20 protein-coding genes are annotated in these 18,464 nt (G+C 44.2%); 7 read left to right on the forward strand and 13 right to left on the reverse strand.

All coding sequences use genetic code 11. The features are described from left to right. Window positions 1–329: 329 nt before the first annotated feature. From ACEW9J_RS08220 to ACEW9J_RS08235, 4 genes are all read right to left on the reverse strand, one after another. Window positions 330–803: a DUF948 domain-containing protein gene (locus tag ACEW9J_RS08220; protein ID WP_373544649.1), complete on the reverse strand. Its 474-nt coding sequence runs from the start codon at window positions 801–803 to the stop codon at window positions 330–332. A gap of 43 nt (window positions 804–846) precedes the next feature. After that, complete coding sequence (locus tag ACEW9J_RS08225) at window positions 847–1,176, reverse strand: YtxH domain-containing protein (RefSeq protein ID WP_373544650.1); 330 nt, start codon at window positions 1,174–1,176, stop codon at window positions 847–849. Window positions 1,177–1,323: 147 nt separating this feature from the next. Continuing rightward, window positions 1,324–2,433 carry a glycosyltransferase family 4 protein gene (locus tag ACEW9J_RS08230; RefSeq protein WP_373544651.1) on the reverse strand — a complete coding sequence of 370 codons (1,110 nt, stop codon included), beginning with the start codon at window positions 2,431–2,433 and terminating at the stop codon, window positions 1,324–1,326. 166 nt (window positions 2,434–2,599) lie between these two features. Further along, window positions 2,600–3,046 (reverse strand): Fur family transcriptional regulator, encoded by a 447-nt coding sequence (locus ACEW9J_RS08235; RefSeq protein ID WP_373544652.1) that lies wholly within the window; start codon window positions 3,044–3,046, stop codon window positions 2,600–2,602. A gap of 259 nt (window positions 3,047–3,305) precedes the next feature. Between ACEW9J_RS08235 and purS the strand changes: the two genes are divergently transcribed. The 5 genes from purS to lysS all read left to right on the forward strand — a co-directional run bounded on the left by purS (window position 3,306) and on the right by lysS (window position 7,341). Then, entirely contained in the window at window positions 3,306–3,566 is a 261-nt protein-coding gene (gene purS / locus ACEW9J_RS08240) for a phosphoribosylformylglycinamidine synthase subunit PurS (protein WP_373544653.1), read from the forward strand. Window positions 3,567–3,668: 102 nt separating this feature from the next. Next, entirely contained in the window at window positions 3,669–4,322 is a 654-nt protein-coding gene (purQ, locus tag ACEW9J_RS08245; protein ID WP_373544668.1) for a phosphoribosylformylglycinamidine synthase subunit PurQ, read from the forward strand. A gap of 154 nt (window positions 4,323–4,476) precedes the next feature. Then, complete coding sequence (locus ACEW9J_RS08250) at window positions 4,477–4,890, forward strand: YraN family protein (RefSeq protein WP_373544654.1); 414 nt, start codon at window positions 4,477–4,479, stop codon at window positions 4,888–4,890. Between the two features lie 496 nt (window positions 4,891–5,386). Beyond that, window positions 5,387–5,683: a Mo-dependent nitrogenase C-terminal domain-containing protein gene (locus ACEW9J_RS08255; RefSeq protein ID WP_373544655.1), complete on the forward strand. Its 297-nt coding sequence runs from the start codon at window positions 5,387–5,389 to the stop codon at window positions 5,681–5,683. Between the two features lie 101 nt (window positions 5,684–5,784). Further along, a complete protein-coding gene (gene lysS / locus ACEW9J_RS08260; RefSeq protein WP_373544656.1) occupies window positions 5,785–7,341 on the forward strand; it encodes a lysine--tRNA ligase in 1,557 nt (518 codons plus the stop codon). Window positions 7,342–7,412: 71 nt separating this feature from the next. Here the strand turns inward: lysS and ACEW9J_RS08265 are convergent, their stop codons facing one another. The 4 genes from ACEW9J_RS08265 to ACEW9J_RS08280 all read right to left on the reverse strand — a co-directional run bounded on the left by ACEW9J_RS08265 (window position 7,413) and on the right by ACEW9J_RS08280 (window position 9,916). After that, window positions 7,413–8,678, reverse strand: coding sequence for a serine/threonine protein kinase (locus ACEW9J_RS08265; protein WP_373544657.1), 1,266 nt, complete (start codon window positions 8,676–8,678; stop codon window positions 7,413–7,415). Window positions 8,679–8,737: 59 nt separating this feature from the next. Further along, window positions 8,738–9,073 carry a XisI protein gene (locus tag ACEW9J_RS08270; RefSeq protein WP_373544658.1) on the reverse strand — a complete coding sequence of 112 codons (336 nt, stop codon included), beginning with the start codon at window positions 9,071–9,073 and terminating at the stop codon, window positions 8,738–8,740. Window positions 9,074–9,339: 266 nt separating this feature from the next. Next, window positions 9,340–9,630, reverse strand: a complete 291-nt coding sequence (locus ACEW9J_RS08275) for a hypothetical protein (protein ID WP_373544659.1) — start codon at window positions 9,628–9,630, stop codon at window positions 9,340–9,342. Further along, window positions 9,620–9,916, reverse strand: coding sequence for a BrnT family toxin (locus tag ACEW9J_RS08280; protein WP_373544660.1), 297 nt, complete (start codon window positions 9,914–9,916; stop codon window positions 9,620–9,622). The genes ACEW9J_RS08275 and ACEW9J_RS08280 overlap by 11 nt, the downstream gene beginning before the upstream one ends. Window positions 9,917–10,103: 187 nt before the next feature. Here ACEW9J_RS08280 and leuS point away from each other — a divergent pair, with 187 nt between their 5' ends. After that, entirely contained in the window at window positions 10,104–12,686 is a 2,583-nt protein-coding gene (gene leuS, locus ACEW9J_RS08285; RefSeq protein ID WP_373544661.1) for a leucine--tRNA ligase, read from the forward strand. Between the two features lie 147 nt (window positions 12,687–12,833). Continuing rightward, window positions 12,834–13,010: an antitoxin family protein gene (locus ACEW9J_RS08290; protein WP_373544662.1), complete on the forward strand. Its 177-nt coding sequence runs from the start codon at window positions 12,834–12,836 to the stop codon at window positions 13,008–13,010. 158 nt (window positions 13,011–13,168) lie between these two features. Here the strand turns inward: ACEW9J_RS08290 and ACEW9J_RS08295 are convergent, their stop codons facing one another. The 5 genes from ACEW9J_RS08295 to cysS all read right to left on the reverse strand — a co-directional run bounded on the left by ACEW9J_RS08295 (window position 13,169) and on the right by cysS (window position 18,242). After that, window positions 13,169–14,332 carry a VWA-like domain-containing protein gene (locus ACEW9J_RS08295; RefSeq protein WP_373544663.1) on the reverse strand — a complete coding sequence of 388 codons (1,164 nt, stop codon included), beginning with the start codon at window positions 14,330–14,332 and terminating at the stop codon, window positions 13,169–13,171. A 157-nt stretch (window positions 14,333–14,489) separates the two neighbouring features. After that, complete coding sequence (locus ACEW9J_RS08300) at window positions 14,490–14,663, reverse strand: hypothetical protein (protein WP_373544664.1); 174 nt, start codon at window positions 14,661–14,663, stop codon at window positions 14,490–14,492. Between the two features lie 109 nt (window positions 14,664–14,772). After that, complete coding sequence (locus tag ACEW9J_RS08305; protein ID WP_373544665.1) at window positions 14,773–15,747, reverse strand: hypothetical protein; 975 nt, start codon at window positions 15,745–15,747, stop codon at window positions 14,773–14,775. A gap of 116 nt (window positions 15,748–15,863) precedes the next feature. Next, window positions 15,864–16,409, reverse strand: coding sequence for a hypothetical protein (locus tag ACEW9J_RS08310; RefSeq protein WP_373544666.1), 546 nt, complete (start codon window positions 16,407–16,409; stop codon window positions 15,864–15,866). 345 nt (window positions 16,410–16,754) lie between these two features. Then, window positions 16,755–18,242 carry a cysteine--tRNA ligase gene (gene cysS / locus ACEW9J_RS08315; protein ID WP_373544667.1) on the reverse strand — a complete coding sequence of 496 codons (1,488 nt, stop codon included), beginning with the start codon at window positions 18,240–18,242 and terminating at the stop codon, window positions 16,755–16,757. Window positions 18,243–18,464: the final 222 nt, after the last annotated feature.

The raw sequence follows: 18,464 nt of genomic DNA on the forward strand, positions 1-18,464 counted from the left end.
TAATTTAACTTAATATTTTCAACTATTAATCCTTTTAATGGTCAGTTTTACCATTTCAAAATTTAGATGAAATCGGCTTAACACCTATATTTGTTGTCCTGTCTAAGTTTGAGGAGGCTATGTCTCATCGAACTCAGGTCAGAAGAAAAATGCTTAAACCCTGGTGCTTAGTCTTCATCCGCCCTGAAATCAATTTCGGGCTAATAGCAAAAGTTCACTGAAGTGAACTAAGAGATTTTTCTTCTGGTGTATGAAACCACCCTGCCAGAAGCTATGGCTTCGGGGTTGAAATCCCTACTGGGCAGTCGCCTCTGTCCAATTATCAATTGTCAATTAATTTCCCCCCGTCGCCACGTTTGCCAAGCAGCTCTTACACCTACCCATATACTCCGAGTATTGACTTGGGCACTTCCTGCCTGTTTCTTGACCTGTGTGAGACTCAGATCGACTTGCTGCACTACCGCCGATGCACTCTGTACTCCCTGAGACATTTCATCAGTGAGATCGCTCAATTCTAGTCCTGCTAGTCTAATTGCTTCGAGCGTAGGTGGCAATTCTCGATCGAGTCTGTCGAATAACTTTTCGGCACTCCGAGCGGCACGAGACAAGTCTTGAATCGCTGGGAAGGCAGCAACCAATAGTGCTGTCAAACTAACAGCAACAAGTAGAATCGAGCATCCTAAGAGCAGCAACGGGTCGATGAGGGTCAAAATTAATTGATAATTGATAATTGATAATTGATAATTGATAATTGGGTTGCTAGGGTACTGGACAGCCCAATACCCTAACAAACCCGAAGCCATAGCTTCTGTTCTTTGTTAATAGTCGATCGTGGCTAGTTGTGGATTACTCATCCACCGCATTAATATTGGGACGATCGGATATACTTGGTTCCCGCACGGATTGACTAGCAACAATTCCCGCAGAAATCGCCGTGGACAGTCGATCGAGTGTATCATGCCAGCGATCGCCAGCCGCCGTCGAGAGTCGATCGGCTTGAAGTTGAACGCTACTAGAAATATCTTCAGCCATTTGAGGTACTGCTGTCACAGTTTTGCTCAGAATTTTGCGCGTGTCTCGGCCTTTACATGGGGCTACTAATAGCCCCGTAACAGCCCCGATTGCCGCACCAATTAACATGCCCCCTACAAATGTCTTACGATTTTTATCTGCCATAAATCGATACCACTCAACCGAATATATACTAGTTTAGATCGATCTTTGTCTTTTCCGTCTTCCGCGTCACAATCGCGAACTAACTCGAACATCCCAAGCCTAAAGCCTCAAACCTAAAGCCTAGAGCCTAGAGCCTCAAGCCTAATTCTATTGTTTATCCTCTGGATGAGGGGTGGAAATATCTGGAGACTTGACGATCGCCCGCAGCCGGAGCCAGACTGTCAAGATCAGCAGTAGCCCAATCCCTACAGCCGTTACCACGATCGCTGTCTGCCCGATCCCTTGCATCCGCATGGCAATAATGCCCCCAGCTAGGGTAACTCCCCACAAGATCGAGGCTGAATGTCTTTGCGAAAATCCCTGCGCCAATAGTCGATGGTGAAGGTGATCTTTCCCAGGGGTACTAAGTGGATTCTGCCCCGATAGTAACCGTTTGATAATCACTTGGCTCGTATCTGCAACAGGTACGAGAAACAATAGTACGGTAGGAATTAGTGAAGTAACTGTCGTCACCTTGCCATTACCGAGAATACTAGTAGCTGCCAATACATAGCCCAGGAAATAAGCTCCAGCGTCCCCCATAAAAATCCGTGAGGGGTGATAATTGTGACGCAAAAAGCCCAAAGCTGCCCCAGCGACTCCCGCCGAAATCAATGTAGCAGCGGCTCTAGCTTCAAATTGAGCGGATGTTGCCAACAGAGTCATGGCAATAATGAAACTCACTCCTCCAGCTAAACCATCCATCCCATCCATCAAATTGACAGCATTGGTAATTCCGACAATCCATAACACAGTGATAATGACTGACAAAATCCCATCAATGGGCGCACCAAAGTAAACAATGTGGATTTGAATATTACAGACAACCAGTAGTAGTGCTGTCAAAATCTGGACGAGCAGCCGGAATAGTGGCGGTAGTTTGTATTGATCGTCGATAAACCCGATAATTACCAGTACCGAGCCGCCGAGTAAGATCGCTAAAATTGCTACCTGTACTTTTGCCAGGACGATCGGCGCGAGACATCCTGCTAAAATAATTGCGGCAATTACCCCTGTATAAATCGCCAATCCCCCAGCATTTGCGCGCGGTTCTTGATTGAGTCTACGGGCGTTAGGTTCGTCTGCCCAACCGACTTTCAGGGCAAAAGTGCGGACTTTAGGAATAAATAAATAGGTGACTATCCACGCAAATATAAAAGTTAGCACCACAGATAACCACCCGCGTCCGTACGGGTCGGCAACACCAATCGAATTCATGAATCTCTCAAAAGTCATGCAGATTCCTGTTTAGAAAGGGCGAAGGAGAAGAGGGGAAAGTAAACCCCTACTAGTAATTAAATTAAAATGCACCAGTATCCAATTCACCGATAGGAGTTCCCTCTATGGGTATAATTCCTGTGCATTGGTACAAGATGTAAGTAAATCAATCATGGCTGTGATGGTGATGTAAATGAATGACTCGATCGCGTTCGAGGTTATGGTCTACTTCTGTCGGCGCACAAGTCAAACATACCCCAAAAAATTCAAGAGTGTGGTAATAAATTTTAAATTGATGGAGTGATTCTAGTTTTTGTTCTAATTGCTCGACCGGACACTCATCGATCGCAATTGACTCGCCACAGTGCAAGCAAGTCAGATGATGTCTATCTGCTTGGACACAACTATACAATGATTCGCCTGTCGGTAATGTGCGACCTTGAACGCTGCCCTCCAATTTTAGACTCTCCAGCGCACGGTAAACCGTGGCTAGCCCTACTGCTTGAGATCCTGTCCGTAGTTCGACATAGATATCTTGGGCAGAAAGTGCGCGATCGCATTGTTGAAGGAGTTGTAGAATACGTTCTTGGCTGCGAGTTCGATCGGATTTCATAGCAATCAGGGTACTGGTTGGGCGAGGTTTGTGAGTGGGTGAGATTTTAGGTTTTAGTTAGGCTGTAGGGTAGAGCTGTGGTGAATACCCGTGCCTAAATACCCGATTCGATCGATAACTATAAATACCAACCTGACCAGGAAGATCGGAACACAAATGACAGCCGAGGTTGGTACTAGTTTACAATTGGTGGTGGTACTAAGTAGATTTAAGTTATTACGGCTGTACATCTAAATTATCGCAAAGTTGAGGGGTTCCATTGAATCAAAAATATCAAGCTCGTATTTACGTCACACTTCGTCCCTCTGTCCTCGATCCTGCGGGTACGGCAGTCCAGTCTGGTTTAGCACATATGGGTTACACCGATGTTGAGAGTGTCCGCATCGGCAAATACATCGAAGTCAATCTCAGTGCCACAGACGAAGCCCAAGCACACACTCAACTAGATCGCATGTGCGACCAACTTTTTGCTAATCCCGTAATTGAGAACTATCGAATTGAATTAGGGGAAGGTGAATAGGGATGTAGAAGATCGAATCTTGCCTAACTCTCAACTATCAACACCTCGGCTTGGCTCAGTGCAAGCTGCCAAATGTCAACTCTCCACCCCTCCCCCATCATTGTGAAATTCGGAATAATTGTCTTCCCTGGCTCTAACTGCGATCGCGATGTAGTCTACGTCACCCGCGATCTGCTCGGACAGCCCACCCGTACGATCTGGCATGAAGAAACCGACTTACACGAAGTAGATGTCGTCGTCATTCCTGGTGGATTTAGTTATGGTGACTATCTGCGCTGTGGTGCGATTGCCAGATTTTCACCAATTATGAAACAAGTCATCGCCCATGCCGAGCAGGGTAAATATGTCTTAGGTATCTGCAATGGTTTTCAGGTACTCACGGAGGCCCGATTGCTGCCCGGTGCACTAGTCCGCAATCGCGATCTGCACTTTATTTGCGACAGGGTGCCACTTAAAGTCGAGCATACCGATTCAATTTGGACACAAGGTTATTCTAACACCCCCACAATTAATCTCCCGATCGCTCACGGTGAAGGTTGCTACCATGCCGATACCGACACACTCGATCGATTAGAATCCAACGGACAAGTATTATTTCGCTATGCTGGCACCAATCCCAACGGCTCGTTGAATAATATCGCAGGTATCTGCAATGAAGCTAAAAACGTCATCGGCATGATGCCTCACCCCGAACGCGCCGCCGATCCTCTGCTCGGCAACGCCGACGGCATTCATTTATTCAAAAGTCTGATTTAAGGAGCGATCGGAAAAATAGATAATAGCAGAGATCTAAGGGTACCCTGGATCTACGCTTATTACTAATATTTTGATACTTTTCAACTAGTACTTTAGGCGGACTTTAGATCATCTCGATTTCTTCGCTGTCAACTATCAACTGTCAACTGAATTAATGAACACTGGCAAACAAGGCGAGCAAGTTGTCGCCCGGTGGATAACTAGCTGTGGGGGAGAGATTCTACATCATCGCTGGCGATGGCGGAGCGGCGAAATCGACCTAATTGGCATCGAATCTGATGTCCTGCTGTTTATCGAAGTCAAAACCCGCAATCGATCGAATTGGGATGCCGATGGATTACTCGCAATTACGCCCCAGAAACAAGCCAAAATACTCACCACAGCCGAACTATTTTTAGCCAAATATCCACACCTAGCAGACTATCCCTGCCGCTTTGATGTAGCCATCGTCCGCCATCAACCAATGCACCAATCGATCGTCGGTACACCTCTCCACGTCATGACAGTCCCCACTGGAGAGCGGTTGCTACTGATTGACTATATTGCGGGTGCCTTCGATGCGCCCTAATAGCAGCAACGTCACAAACGGGCATAATCGAGCCTTTGTCCTACTCAAAAGGTATGAGATTGAAGAGAAACTAGTCGGGGATCGCAATTTTTTAATAATTGACAATTCTTACGATAAAACTGTATCGATTTACACATAAAAATCAGCTCAGAAATATGTTTAAAATGCGATCGAACATACGCTTAGATAAAAAATAAGTGCGTTAGAATATTCCAGTAGATTTACAGTTGTCAGCACAGGATCGACTAAGGCATTATACTAGTAGCCCGCGCTCTCAGCACCAAGCTCGTTTGGTAGCTAGATGCCCAAGCCCAAATACCGCCAAGTCCGATCGTTCTGTCCGGAAATAGCTTGAGCATGTGTGTAGTTTATCTTTAGATGAACATTTCATTCAGCAACAACGTCATTAATAGTTATCTCATCGATACCATTGATACCTCTAAATATTATGGGTTCTAATCTATCAAAGCTTGCTCGTTTGCTCGCAACTAGAATAATGTCGAAAGAAACCATCAATTTTCTGCGGTTACCAAAATTCGATCCCCTAAAGCCGCTACGGAGCTGGTTAGACAATCTCAAGATTTCCAATCCCCGTCTAGCCCACCAGCTTTGTAAACTGATCCCCTCTCAATGCCCGTTTGAACGAGATCTCAACTTATTTGGACGTACACTGCTGCATATTCCGCCGATGTGTAAACTCAACCCGCTGTATGACGAAGTTGTCATGCTTCGGTTCAAAGCAATGTGCTATCTAGCCGACGAATGCGGTGAAGATATCAGTGAATATTGCTAAATTAGTGAATAGTGGATAGTCGATAGTCGATAGTGGAATAAGACAGTGAATATCGATCGAGCTTGACGTAGAATAGAGAGTCCAGCCTAGATCGATGCAATATGTCCAAGCAACAGTCGTCCCAACAGCCAGAACCACATTCGACATTAGCCGAAATTCGGGCAACGCGCCTGGTTAAAGCCGACAAACTTCGCGAATTAGGGATGAACCCCTACGCCTACAACTGGGTATCTACTCACCAAGCCGCCGCATTACAGTTAGAGTATGCGGATTTAGAAAATACGGGGGAAGTAGATATCCAAGTCTCGATCGCCGGACGTATCCTAGCACGGCGAGTCATGGGTAAATTGGCTTTTTTTAGCATTCAAGACGAAACGGGCACCATTCAGCTCTATCTAAATAAGCAACAGATTGAAACCGGAATGTCTTCAATTGCTGATGCTTTTACCCATCTCAAGCAGTTGACTGATATCGGCGACATTATCGGGGTAAAGGGGACAATCAAACGCACGGAGAGAGGCGAATTATCAATTCTCGTCAATGAGTATGTGATGCTCACCAAATCCTTACTCCCACTACCGGAGAAATGGCACGGTTTAACCGACGTGGCTAAACGTTACCGTCAGCGTTATTTAGATCTGATCGTCAATCCATCGGTACGCGATACCTTTAGAAAACGATCGCTAATTACCGCCGGAATTCGCCGCTATCTGGAAAACCTCGACTTTATCGAAATCGAAACCCCAGTCTTGCAGTCAGAAGCTGGCGGTGCAGATGCGCGTCCGTTTAATACCTATCACAATACTCTAGAGATGCCGCTGTACCTGCGGATTGCGACCGAATTGCACCTGAAACGGTTGATCGTCGGTGGATTTGAGAAAGTATTTGAATTGGGGCGGATTTTCCGCAATGAGGGCGTATCTACTCGCCACAATCCCGAATTTACCAGCATCGAGGTATATCAAGCCTATGCTGACTATGAGGATATGATGACACTCACCGAGGGGATGATTACTACTGTCGCTGAGTCAGTACTGGGGACATTGGAGATTAGTTATCAAGACACGCCGATTAGTCTGACGGCTCCCTGGCGACGAGTGACGATGCACGAAATTGTCAAAGAAGTCACTGGCTTAGATTTTAATAGCTTTGATAATCTAGAAACAGCCCAAGCCGCCGTTAAAAGCGCAGGGATTGGCGGCTGTGATGACGCGAAAACACTTGGAAGGCTCTTGAATGAGGTATTCGAGCAAAAGTGCGAAACGACCCTAATTCAGCCCACTTTTGTCCTCGATTATCCTACCGAAATCTCCCCACTGGCTAAACCCCATCGATCGAAACCAGGCATCGTCGAACGGTTTGAATTATTCGCAGTCGGGCGTGAATTAGCCAATAGTTTCTCAGAGTTAACCGATCCTGTCGATCAACGCGAACGCTTAGAGGCTCAAGCAGCCCGCAAAGCCGAGGGAGATGTCGAAGCTCAAGATGTCGATGAAGACTTCCTGACAGCTCTAGAATACGGGATGCCCCCCACAGGCGGCTTGGGAATCGGGATCGATCGATTGGTGATGCTCTTGTGCGATTGTGCTAGTATCAGGGACGCGATCGCCTTCCCACTCCTAAAACCCGAACCAACCGAACAATCTGGAGACGAGTAAATAATCGTAGCCGTAGGGTGTGTTATCGCGCCAGCATAACGCACCATCTAGGATTTATTTTGGGGCACTATTTAGAGATCTCTTCTTACAACGAAGTCTCCATCTTTGACAATTTCGTTTTTTGTACTTTCAACATAGCTGCCTGTAGAGAATAATGGGCTACTAAAAACTGATGACATAATAGGATTTGTCTTTGGAACCCATCGTATATCACATACTTGAAAGTGACCGATATTCTGATGAACATGTCTGAGCGATGCTTTAGCTATATACTTTTCAGGTGTAATCTCCATGCCTGAACTTGGTACCCTTACTGATTTTTCCTGGCGACGGATAACAGTGAAAGTATCATTAATGGATAGCTTCTTACCAGCTAAATCCGCAAAAAAATAATCACCATCAGCAGATACCTGAATCACTTGGTAGCTGCGCCTTTCTTGGGTCTGTTTCTCTAGCTCTTTTTTAATATACTTTGCATCCGGTGGATTTTCTAAACACTCCGAAATCTCATCGAGAGTTGGACGACGCTGGGGATCTTTGTGTAAACAACCTTGAAGAAATATTGTCATCGGTTCTGGAATATTCCCTACCAACTCTTCAAATTGTGGAGAGTTATTAACAATTTCAATTGGAAGTAATGGCTTTCTAATAACTTCATGAAAAATCGTCTTACCTGTGAAGATTAAGAATATTGTTGCACCGATAGAATATACATCATCTGCTTGAGTAAAATCCTCACCCATTATGAATTGTGGAGATGCAAACCGCACACTACCAACAAAATCTTTTACTGATGTGTGCAAAGTATGTTCATCATTGCCAGTTAATTCAGCTACCCCAATATCCATCACTACAGCAGAGTCATTTTGCCTGACCATGATATTTTCAGGTTTAATATCACGGTGAAAGACATTATTTTTATGTAGTTCTCTAACTCCATTAACTATACCTTGGCAGATATTTTTTATTGTTATCCATTCAACTGGCTTCTGCTGCTTTTCATACCAGCCACCCAGAGTCTCTCCGTCTATCCATTCGAGGATCAAGAAGTATTCTTGATCCTCGTTAGAGTTAGTCTCTATTAAACTATAAGTTTTAACAAGATTTTCGTGTTGTAATTTTGATCCGACTTGAGCTTCCTGACGAATTCTTTCGATTTGTCCAGGAACAGTTATAATTGATGAGCTGTATTGCTTTACAGCTATTTCTGTTCCTTCTTCTATACCGTTTATAGAGCTTATTGCCTTTGCATGATGAACAGTGGCAGATCCCCCTCCTCCAATATTTTCAGTAATCAGTGTAAATCCATGAGAATTGAGTGTTTCTTTCAGATTCATATTGATGCAATTAATATATTAAATTTAGTTTGTTATTTATATAAATTTGAGCGTATCAATTAGGAAACAGCATATTCTGAATATTCACGCATAGAAGGGTGGTGAAATCCTACCACAATTTCCTTTTTAGAGATACCCATCTCTTCCAACTCTTTGTCTACTTCAATATCGGTATTATTCTCCTGAATCCAAATTTTATCACCTTTGATATCAAAGTGAAAAATGCAGTGATGAATACGTCGCTCGTTATCCCATCCCGTGCGAAATAGCAGATATCGATCGTTAACAGTATCAAAAATTAACTGAGTTTCAATATCTGGATTTTTACTTCCATAGCTAGAGTAGTCACTGAGAAAATTCTGTAAGCATTTACGATATAAATCTAATCTATCCATGATTCAATCTCCTGAGTTATCTGGCTATAAACTATGATTTTGGCTGGATAAATACTTACGGTGCCTAGTAAAACTGCTAGTGTCCACCCGATCTAAGATTAAATCTAAGTAGGGTGTGTTATCTCAAAGGGTAACGCACCATATTTGAGTTTAGATCGATATTTTAGTATCCGATCTCAAGGATCTAATTTAGGATCGCTATAATCTTTCGATCGATTGTTTTATTCGATCTAGTTACTAGTAAAATTATTCTAATTTAAATCGTGTCAATGTGAGGCATGAACCACTTCATTCAAGGCTGCCTCGATCGTTTCATCACTGACACCTCGACGCTTCAAACTCGCAACCAACGCTGTCACCGTCTCACTCTCAAACCGTTCTAAATCCACGCGCAAACATTGACCGACATAAGCGCGAATTAACGGTTGATAACCTGAAAAGCCCAGCAATGGGGCAACTTTTTTCAGATCTTCCACCACATCTTCGGGCATCCGAATCGTTACGCTAGTCATCGGACGGTTGCGCTCCAATCGTTGCTTTAGTGTTTCAAACTTCATATTCTGCTCTCTCCTGACGAGTTGCTTTACGTGCTGAAATAATCCGAATCACATTTTCTTCCCGCTCGATGTGAACTACAAATAGTAGATTCCACCGCGTATCCAGCCCAATTACTGCATCACGAGCTTCTTCATTGCGGCTAGCATCAACGATAATTAGAAATGGGTCGAAGAAGGCTTCCGCAGCATGTTGGAAAGTAATCCCATCATGTTTACTAGGGTTATTTTGCGCTTTTTCTTCGTCCCACACAAAGGTAATGCCATCGAGCGCAAAATACACATTCATGCTTGTTAGTATAGTGAAAATGTATTTACAGTGTCAATACGTTACTCTCAAAAAGCGATCGCCTACATCGTATTCTAAGCGTCTAGATCCGGTCGATTGGCTATGCGTAGTGATGGCGCGGGGTTAGAGTTAAAATGATGGTGGTGAATGGATGAGCATTGATATTGCGTAACTGGAAAGATTAAATATGGAAAATACTTATAATCCCGCCGAGATTGAGTCTAAATGGCAGCAGTCTTGGACGGAGCAAAATTTATATAAAACTGATACAACTATCACCAAGCCTAAATTCTACGCACTGTCGATGTTTCCCTATCCATCGGGAAATCTGCACATGGGACACGTTCGGAATTATGTAATTACCGACGTAGTTGCTAGACACAAACGGATGCAGGGACATCGCGTATTGCATCCGATGGGTTGGGATGCCTTTGGATTGCCAGCGGAAAATGCGGCAATTGAGCGGGGAATTCATCCGGCGACTTGGACGTATCAGAATATCGCCCACATGCGGGGACAGCTCCAGAAATTGGGCTTGTCGATCGATTGGGATCGAGAGGTGGCAACTTGTTCGCCGGAATATTATCGGTGGACGCAGTGGATTTTCTTGAAGTTCTATGAAGGTGGATTGGCTTATCAAAAAGACGGGATGGTAAATTGGGATCCGATCGACCAAACCGTATTGGCGAACGAACAAGTCGATGGAAATGGGCGTTCCTGGCGTTCTGGGGCGATCGTTGAGAAGAAGGCTCTCAAACAGTGGTATTTTAAAATCACTGAGTATGCCGAGCAATTATTGACCGATCTAGACCAGTTATCGGGTTGGCCAGAAAGAGTCCGCACGATGCAGGCAAATTGGATCGGTAAATCGATCGGGGCAAATCTGGAATTCCCCATTGTCGGTGCGAGTGAGAAAATTACTGTTTTTACGACTCGTCCCGATACTGTTTATGGTGTGAGTTACGTCGTATTGGCTCCAGAACACCCACTCACGGTGCAAGTGACCACTTCAGATCGAAAAGCGGCTGTTGATGCCTTCATCGCCGAAGTTAAGAGTCAAAGCGAGATCGATCGCACGGCGGAAGATAAGCCCAAGCGCGGTGTACCGACAGGTGCGATGGCGATTAATCCTTTCACTGGGGCGGAAGTACCGATTTGGATTGCGGATTATGTCTTGTATGAATATGGTACGGGCGCGGTGATGGGCGTTCCCGCACACGATGTGCGCGATTTCAAGTTTGCGAAGCAATATCAGTTACCAATTACTCAAGTAATTGCTGCACCTGCACAAGATCCTAGCAATCTGGCTCCGCTTACCGCAGCCTATACCGAAGCTGGAACGATCGTTAATTCTAGTCAATTCGATGGGTTGGATTCAGTTACCGCAAAGCAATCGATAATTGAATATGCCGAACAACATGGCTATGGTAATGGCAAGATCCAATATCGGTTACGCGATTGGTTGATTTCGCGTCAACGTTATTGGGGTGCGCCGATTCCGATGATTCATTGCCCCAACTGCGGGACTGTCCCCGTACCAGAGGCAGATTTACCAGTGCGATTGCCTGAAGATGTAGAATTTACAGGCAAAGGTGGCAATCCGTTGGCGCAATTGGAGTCGTGGGTGAATGTGCCATGTCCGAATTGTGGCACGCCAGCCAAGCGCGAAACCGATACGATGGATACGTTTGTGGATTCTTCTTGGTATTTTTTGCGCTATCCAGATGCGGGTAATGATGAGCAAATATTCGATCCCAAAATTACCAATGATTGGATGCCTGTAGATCAATATGTGGGTGGGATCGAACACGCAGTCTTGCACTTATTATATGCCCGCTTCTTTACCAAGATCGTGCGCGATTTTGGGGCTGGCGATGGTGGTAAGACTAAGCTGCTAAATTTTGACGAGCCATTCAAACACTTACTCACTCAGGGGATGGTGCAGTCTACTACTTATCAGAATCCTCAGACAGGTAAATATATCGATCCAGCCACAGTATTAGATCGCGCTCATCCGACAGATCCAGTAACTGGTAGTGCGTTGGAAGTCACGTTCGATAAGATGTCTAAGTCTAAATACAATGGCATCGCTCCAGAGCAAGTAATCGGGAAGTATGGTGTAGATACCGCACGGATGTTTATCTTATTTAAAGCACCACCAGAAAAGGATCTCGAATGGGATGATGCGGATGTTGAAGGACAGTTTCGGTTTCTAAATCGGGTGTGGCGATTGGTAATGGGCGTGAAACCTGCGACGACAAGTATTAGTGGCGAATTATCGAAATCTGAGAAGGATTTACGCCGCTTTATTCATCATGCTATTCAAGCGATTACAGAAGATTTGGATGGCGATTATCAGTTCAATACGGCGGTGTCTGAATTGATGAAACTTAGCAATGCCATTACCGATGCAGATTGCAAAGATTCACCTGTATATGCCGAAGGGATTGAAACTTTACTGATTTTAGCGGCACCATTCGCACCGCACATGACCGAGGAATTGTGGCAATTAACCGGACATACTGGCTCGATTCACGAACAATCCTGGCGTCAATTCGATCCGGCTGCTTTAGTTGCTGATGAAATAACTTTGGTGATTCAAGTTATGGGAAAAACTCGCGGGACGATTCAAGTCCCTGCGACGAAAGATTCGGCAACTTTGGAAGCCCATGCACGGGAGTCGGAAATAACTAAGAAGTTTACGGAAGGGAAGGAGATTAAGAAGGTAATTGTGGTACCAGGAAAGTTGGTTAACTTTATTATTGGTTGATGAATATAAGCGATAAAAATATTGAAGGGAGGCAAACGTTCGATCGATCTTAGTCTATCAGTTAGTTGCTGACTTTAAATGGTGGGCAGTGCCCACCATACTGGATAGTTACTTAAACTATAAATACAATTAAATAATCCTAAATTTATGAATAGAATAACAGCGATTGTTAGAAATGGCAAAATAGAGCTTTTAGAACCGATAGATTTACCAGAAGGGACACAACTGACCATCGCAATTGAGTACGATTTAGGAGTAGAATCATGGACTCAGGAAGAATGGAATAATCTGTCTCTACAGGGATTAAATAGCTTATGGAGATGATGAGCCAGATTATGAAAATTTAGAATCAAAGGATTCTAAACCAGTAATATGAGAGAAGGCGAAATTGTCTTAGCTGCCCTCTCTCAAGCAGATAGAGAGGAAAAATATCGCCCAAACTATCTCAACCCTCTCATCATAGAAAGTAATATATAGAATTCCTATCCTCGATCGATCAGCCGTACTGCTTCCCCAAATGGAAATTGGGCTAAATCTAATCCCCCAGGCGTGACAACCCAGAGGGTGGGTAATGTTGGGATGGTTTGGGGAAATTCGCCGTAGCCATCGGTTAAGTAGATGCACAGAGCTTGAGTATGTTCGTCCCAGGTGGCGGCGACTCGATCGAAGAATGGGACAAAGGATGTACCGCCACCGCCTTCAGGAGTCGGTATTGCATCGAGGGTGGGAGCATAAGGTCCATAGATGTCGCAATCGGCATAGTATAATTCACACTCAAGATGGGGATACGCGCCCAAAATTCCCTTAATTTCACTAGTGAATAGCCTGAGTGCTGTGTCGCTCACCGAGCCACTGGTATCGATCGCCACATAAACTCGCACCGATTCACCCTGTAATGCCTCAAGATACAGTCCCCGTCCGACAAAACGCCGATCGAGTCCCTGAAAATCAGTGGGAGTCTGAACTAGATATCGCCATAGGTACGATCGCCAGTCTAGCTGAGGATTGAGGACAGGTTCCAACTCTCGATCGATTCCCACCGATAGTTTACCCGATTGATTAGTGGCAACTGTTGCTTGTTGTAGTGCCTGTCGCCAATATGCTGTCAAGGCTTGACTGCGGTTGCGCTCTAGCAAATCGCACGTCCCGACAATCGAGCATTTGGCTACATCTCCAGCGTTCATTGCTAACAAATCGAGATCGGCTAATGGAAAACGATCTACTCCTGTGGCTCTCAACAGCTCGTAGACTTCTTCAACACTAAAATGTTCTAATTGCTCATCGCGTAACCCCCCAGGCGGTAATTCAAACCCACGCTGGCGTAAAATCATCCCATTTACTACGATATCGGCAGCAATATTCCATAACTGTGGTTCCCGCTCTCTCAATCGCAGCGGGTGTAATAGTGCTGCGTGTAGGATCTCATGCAAAATGACTCCATCCTGCTGTTGGCTGGGCAAAGACATCAAAAATTCGGGATTGAAAAAAATATCTCGTCCGTCTGTTGCTGCTGAAGAAATGGTTGTACTGGGAATAAACAGTGCAAACATGGCTAGAGTACCAAAAAATGGCGACTTCATCCGCAATCGGAGCAAGGATGCACTAATTAAATTAGCACAGTCAACGGTTGAATGGCGATCGTTCATTCTTTAATTAATCCCACAGGAGTGGAAACAATTAACAATTAGCTACTTTCCCACCGAAGAAATAGGCGTTCATGATTCCCCATTCACCATCCACTATTCACCATCCACCCTAGATGTCAAACTTATCACTGGGAAGGGATACCTAGTGGAGCTGTTGCTAAATGTTCATGACTAGATTTTCAATCCGCAATCCTTGGACGATCGTATCGACTATTGGTGCTGGAAGCATCTCGCCCCGCGAATCAATAATTTGTACTACGAGTAAATAGGCGATCGCGAGTACTAATGAAATTATACCTGTGACAACTGCAACAATCTTGGAACGATCCATAGAAGACAAGTGGTATCAGCAAAAATATTATTTTAGTAATAATAACACAAAAATCCTCCACGATTGAAGAGTGTCAATAGTGAAGGATATCTATCGAGCGGATTTAATATTATGAATCTTCTAAACTCTCGATCTTTACAACCAAGCTATGGGGGTGATATTTAGTAACAAATTTATTAATTGCATCGCGATCGGTAGCCGTTGTCATGCCAATACATCCGGCTGTTCCATCGTATCCATTGCGTTGATTGAAGCTGGGATCGAGATGAATTCCTAGACCGCTACGTCCAGTTTCAAACTTTGGAAAAATGCTAATAAAAGTCTTGCCAACTTCAGGCACGATCCCAGGTAAGATCTGATTGCTAACATCATATAACCCATCTGGCAAAGGTGCTGAATTATTTCCAACATTTCGGTCCATGTTTTGGGTATTTACCGTCCCAGATATTGTATTAAATGTCTGATATATCTCACCATCAACATAAGCTTCCAGGGTATAGATAGGATTGCCGATGTCATTAGTTCCTTTATTTAGTCTAACTAATCGTAGATAGGTACCACTCAACTGCGAACGGGAGCCAGGTATAGATACTGATGCAAGTTTTTTAGGGTTATATCTTGACTTATGAACATCCCTAGCGATCGATAATTTCAGAGGATCGATACGTGTAGATACCATTTTTCTAGGTTTCAATCTACTAGTTTTAATTTTACTAGATGGTTCGCTAATTAATACTTTAGCACTAGCATTGATTGATGATTCACTTTTTTTTATAGATTTTAACTTAGATTGATGAACTTTTCTAATCACTGTCGTTGATGAATTGTTTCGACTAGGCTTAGACCAAAATGGCTCAATCGATCTGGATTGTTCGCGATCTTCTTGTAGTAATATACTAGAGGTTGCTGGAACCATAAGATTGAGATCGATGACTGATGGCAAGGTATTCACCGTTGTCGCTCCCAGTGAAATGCTCCGCGATCGATCGATCCGTTCGGCACTAGCAGATGTCGTATTCAAAATGGTCATAAATAATGGCAGCACGATCGCTTTCGACAACCAGTTAACAGTCGATAGTTTCATTTTGTTTTATTTTTTGATTAATAACGCTTGGTAATATTTTTATCCTAAAGCTGGTGTTCGATTATCTACTTCCTTGCTAATATCAAATCAGACTAGGATAATAAGTGAATATTTACTTAACGACCACGTTCGAGTGAATTTATCACAGTATTACCATCACTAATTTTCCATTTACCGCGATATTTTAGTAATCCTATCGATGCTGACTGCTGAGAAATCATCGATTTTTGTAGTCCTCGACCCTTCATGACTTGCTCGACATTGACTACAGCATTATTTGCAGATAGAGAAACTAGCTCGATATTTTTAACTTCAACACTCATATCGACGCGAGCAGATTTAAGTTTAGAAAATAATCCTTGAAGATATTTCTTTTCGGCAGCCGTAACTGACATCGAAACCCGTTCCATGCGTTCGATACTATATTCATTAAAGCCGCGATAATATTGAGTTAATACCTCATGGATACTTTTAACGTCAGATTGCTGCTGCTGGGTATTAATATGGAGAGGCTTTAAATCTTTGGTGATGAGCTTGTCCTGAGGATTCGATCCTACTGATGGTACAATGTCTATAGCTGTCGCGATCTGAGTAGGAGCTGTAATGACTAAAGCTAGATTGGCAATTACAGTTGTCCCAATGATGAATAAATATTTGAGCATATTAGAGATCGGTAGTTGTACGGTCAGCTCGCTGGGTCACAAGTAAAGTGATTGTTCCTTTCTTCCTTTACACTAAATACCTTCAGCCATCCGGAAACTAATCTAATCTTTTCTAAAAATTCTCCAACTTTTTTTGAGCAGTCAGAAGGAGTACCTTTTTGAACCAGCCTCAGATGCCAAAATTAACCCCTGGGTAGCCATCAAGGGTACCCAGGGGCGATCGCAGTAACGATCTATGTGGATTGCTGTAAGATGTGAGAATGCTCGGTCGATCGCCTATCTGAGCCTATATATCAACTGCCAGGGCGATTCAGATAGCACAGTCCTGGAATCGATAAAAAACGATCAGCTACGATACCAAGTACTTGGAACCCCAGCTTTATCAATCACCACAATCTTATCTTCGGTTAATTGGGCGCGGATGCGATCGCTGGTGGCAAAATCTTTATTTTCTCTAGCAATTTGACGCTCGGTGAGTAATGAATCGATCTCTTCATCGCTCAAACCAGGTGTCTGCACTTTTAATTTATTGGGATTGACTTCCAAACCTAACACTCCTGCTAATTCTATTAATGTTTGCCACTTATCTTTGAGCAGAGTCGGATCTACTGTTTGTTCGCTATCGTGGGCGATAATATTACCCACCTTTCGCAACTCTTTGGCGAGTTCAAATACTACCACTAAACCTTCGGCAAAGTTGAAATCGTCATCCACTGCGGTACGGAATCTATCGACTTCTTCGGTGGTAGCAGGTATAGATCCAGCACGAATCGGAGCGAGATTATCCCAGCCTAATTTTTCGCCATATTCATAACCAAATAACATTCCATCCTTAATTGTCTGCCAACTTTGCCCAGCAGCGGTAATTGACGCATCGCTAAAATCCATTGGTTTGCGATATTGTGCCGTAAGTACGAATAACCGCACGGTCATCGGATCGATTTGTTGGTCATTACCATCACGATAATCGTTGAGTAATTTGCGGATCGTGATAAAGTTGCCCAAGGATTTGGACATTTTTTCACCGCTAAGTTTGACCATCCCATTGTGCATCCAGTAGGTGGATAATGGTCGATCGTGAGCGCATTCGGATTGGGCGATTTCATTCTCGTGATGGGGGAAGACGAGATCGCCACCGCCGCAATGGATATCGATCGTTTTGCCCAACTGTTTTTGGATCATCGCAGAGCATTCTATATGCCAGCCTGGGCGACCATTGCCCCAGGGAGACTCCCAAGAGGGTTCGCCTGGTTTTGCTGCCTTCCAGAGGGCAAAATCGAAGGGATCTTCTTTCTTTTGTTGGTCTGGATCTGCGGCTTCGACGCGTTCGCCAGCACCCGCACGGAGATCGTCGAGGTTGCGTTTGGAGAGTTTGCCATAGTCATCATCTTTCCGCACGCGGAAGTAGACATCGCCGTCTACAGCATAGGCAAATCCTTTACGTTCGAGATCGGCGATCAAGTCTTGGATCTCTTGAATATGTTTGGTGGCGAGGGGGTAACTATCGGCATCGCGGACGTTGAGACGGTGGAGATCGTCAAAATATGCTTGGGTATATTTTTCAGCTACTGCTGTCATCGAGCTTTGTTCGAGATCGGCACGTTTGAGGATCTTGTCGTCGATGTCGGTGAAATTTTGGACGTACTCAACTGTGTAGCCGCGCCATTGCAGATAGCGGCGGACGGTATCCCACACAATATAAGACCTGGCATGACCGAGATGGCAGTAATCGTATACAGTCACCCCACAGCAGTACATTTTCACCTGGTTGGGTGTCAAGGTTTGGAACGGCTCTTTGGTTCTGGAGAGGGTGTTGTATATGGTTAACGTCATGGTGGTTAGGCGATTTAGGCTTGAGGGGGTAGGCTGTAGGCTTTTGTCTTGAAAAAGTCCTTCACTTGGCGGAGTTCGTCCGGTCGGGTTTCCCGATTAGTGACAAGTTAAGCTTCAATCGCAATTGTCAAGCAGGTTTGACAATTTAACGATCGACCGTTTCATCGGACATTCAGCGATTGAATACATTAGCACTATCGATCGAGATTTTTGATATATGGT

This window comes from Chamaesiphon sp., assembly GCF_041737865.1.
Classification (GTDB): Bacteria; Cyanobacteriota; Cyanobacteriia; order Cyanobacteriales; family Chamaesiphonaceae; genus Chamaesiphon.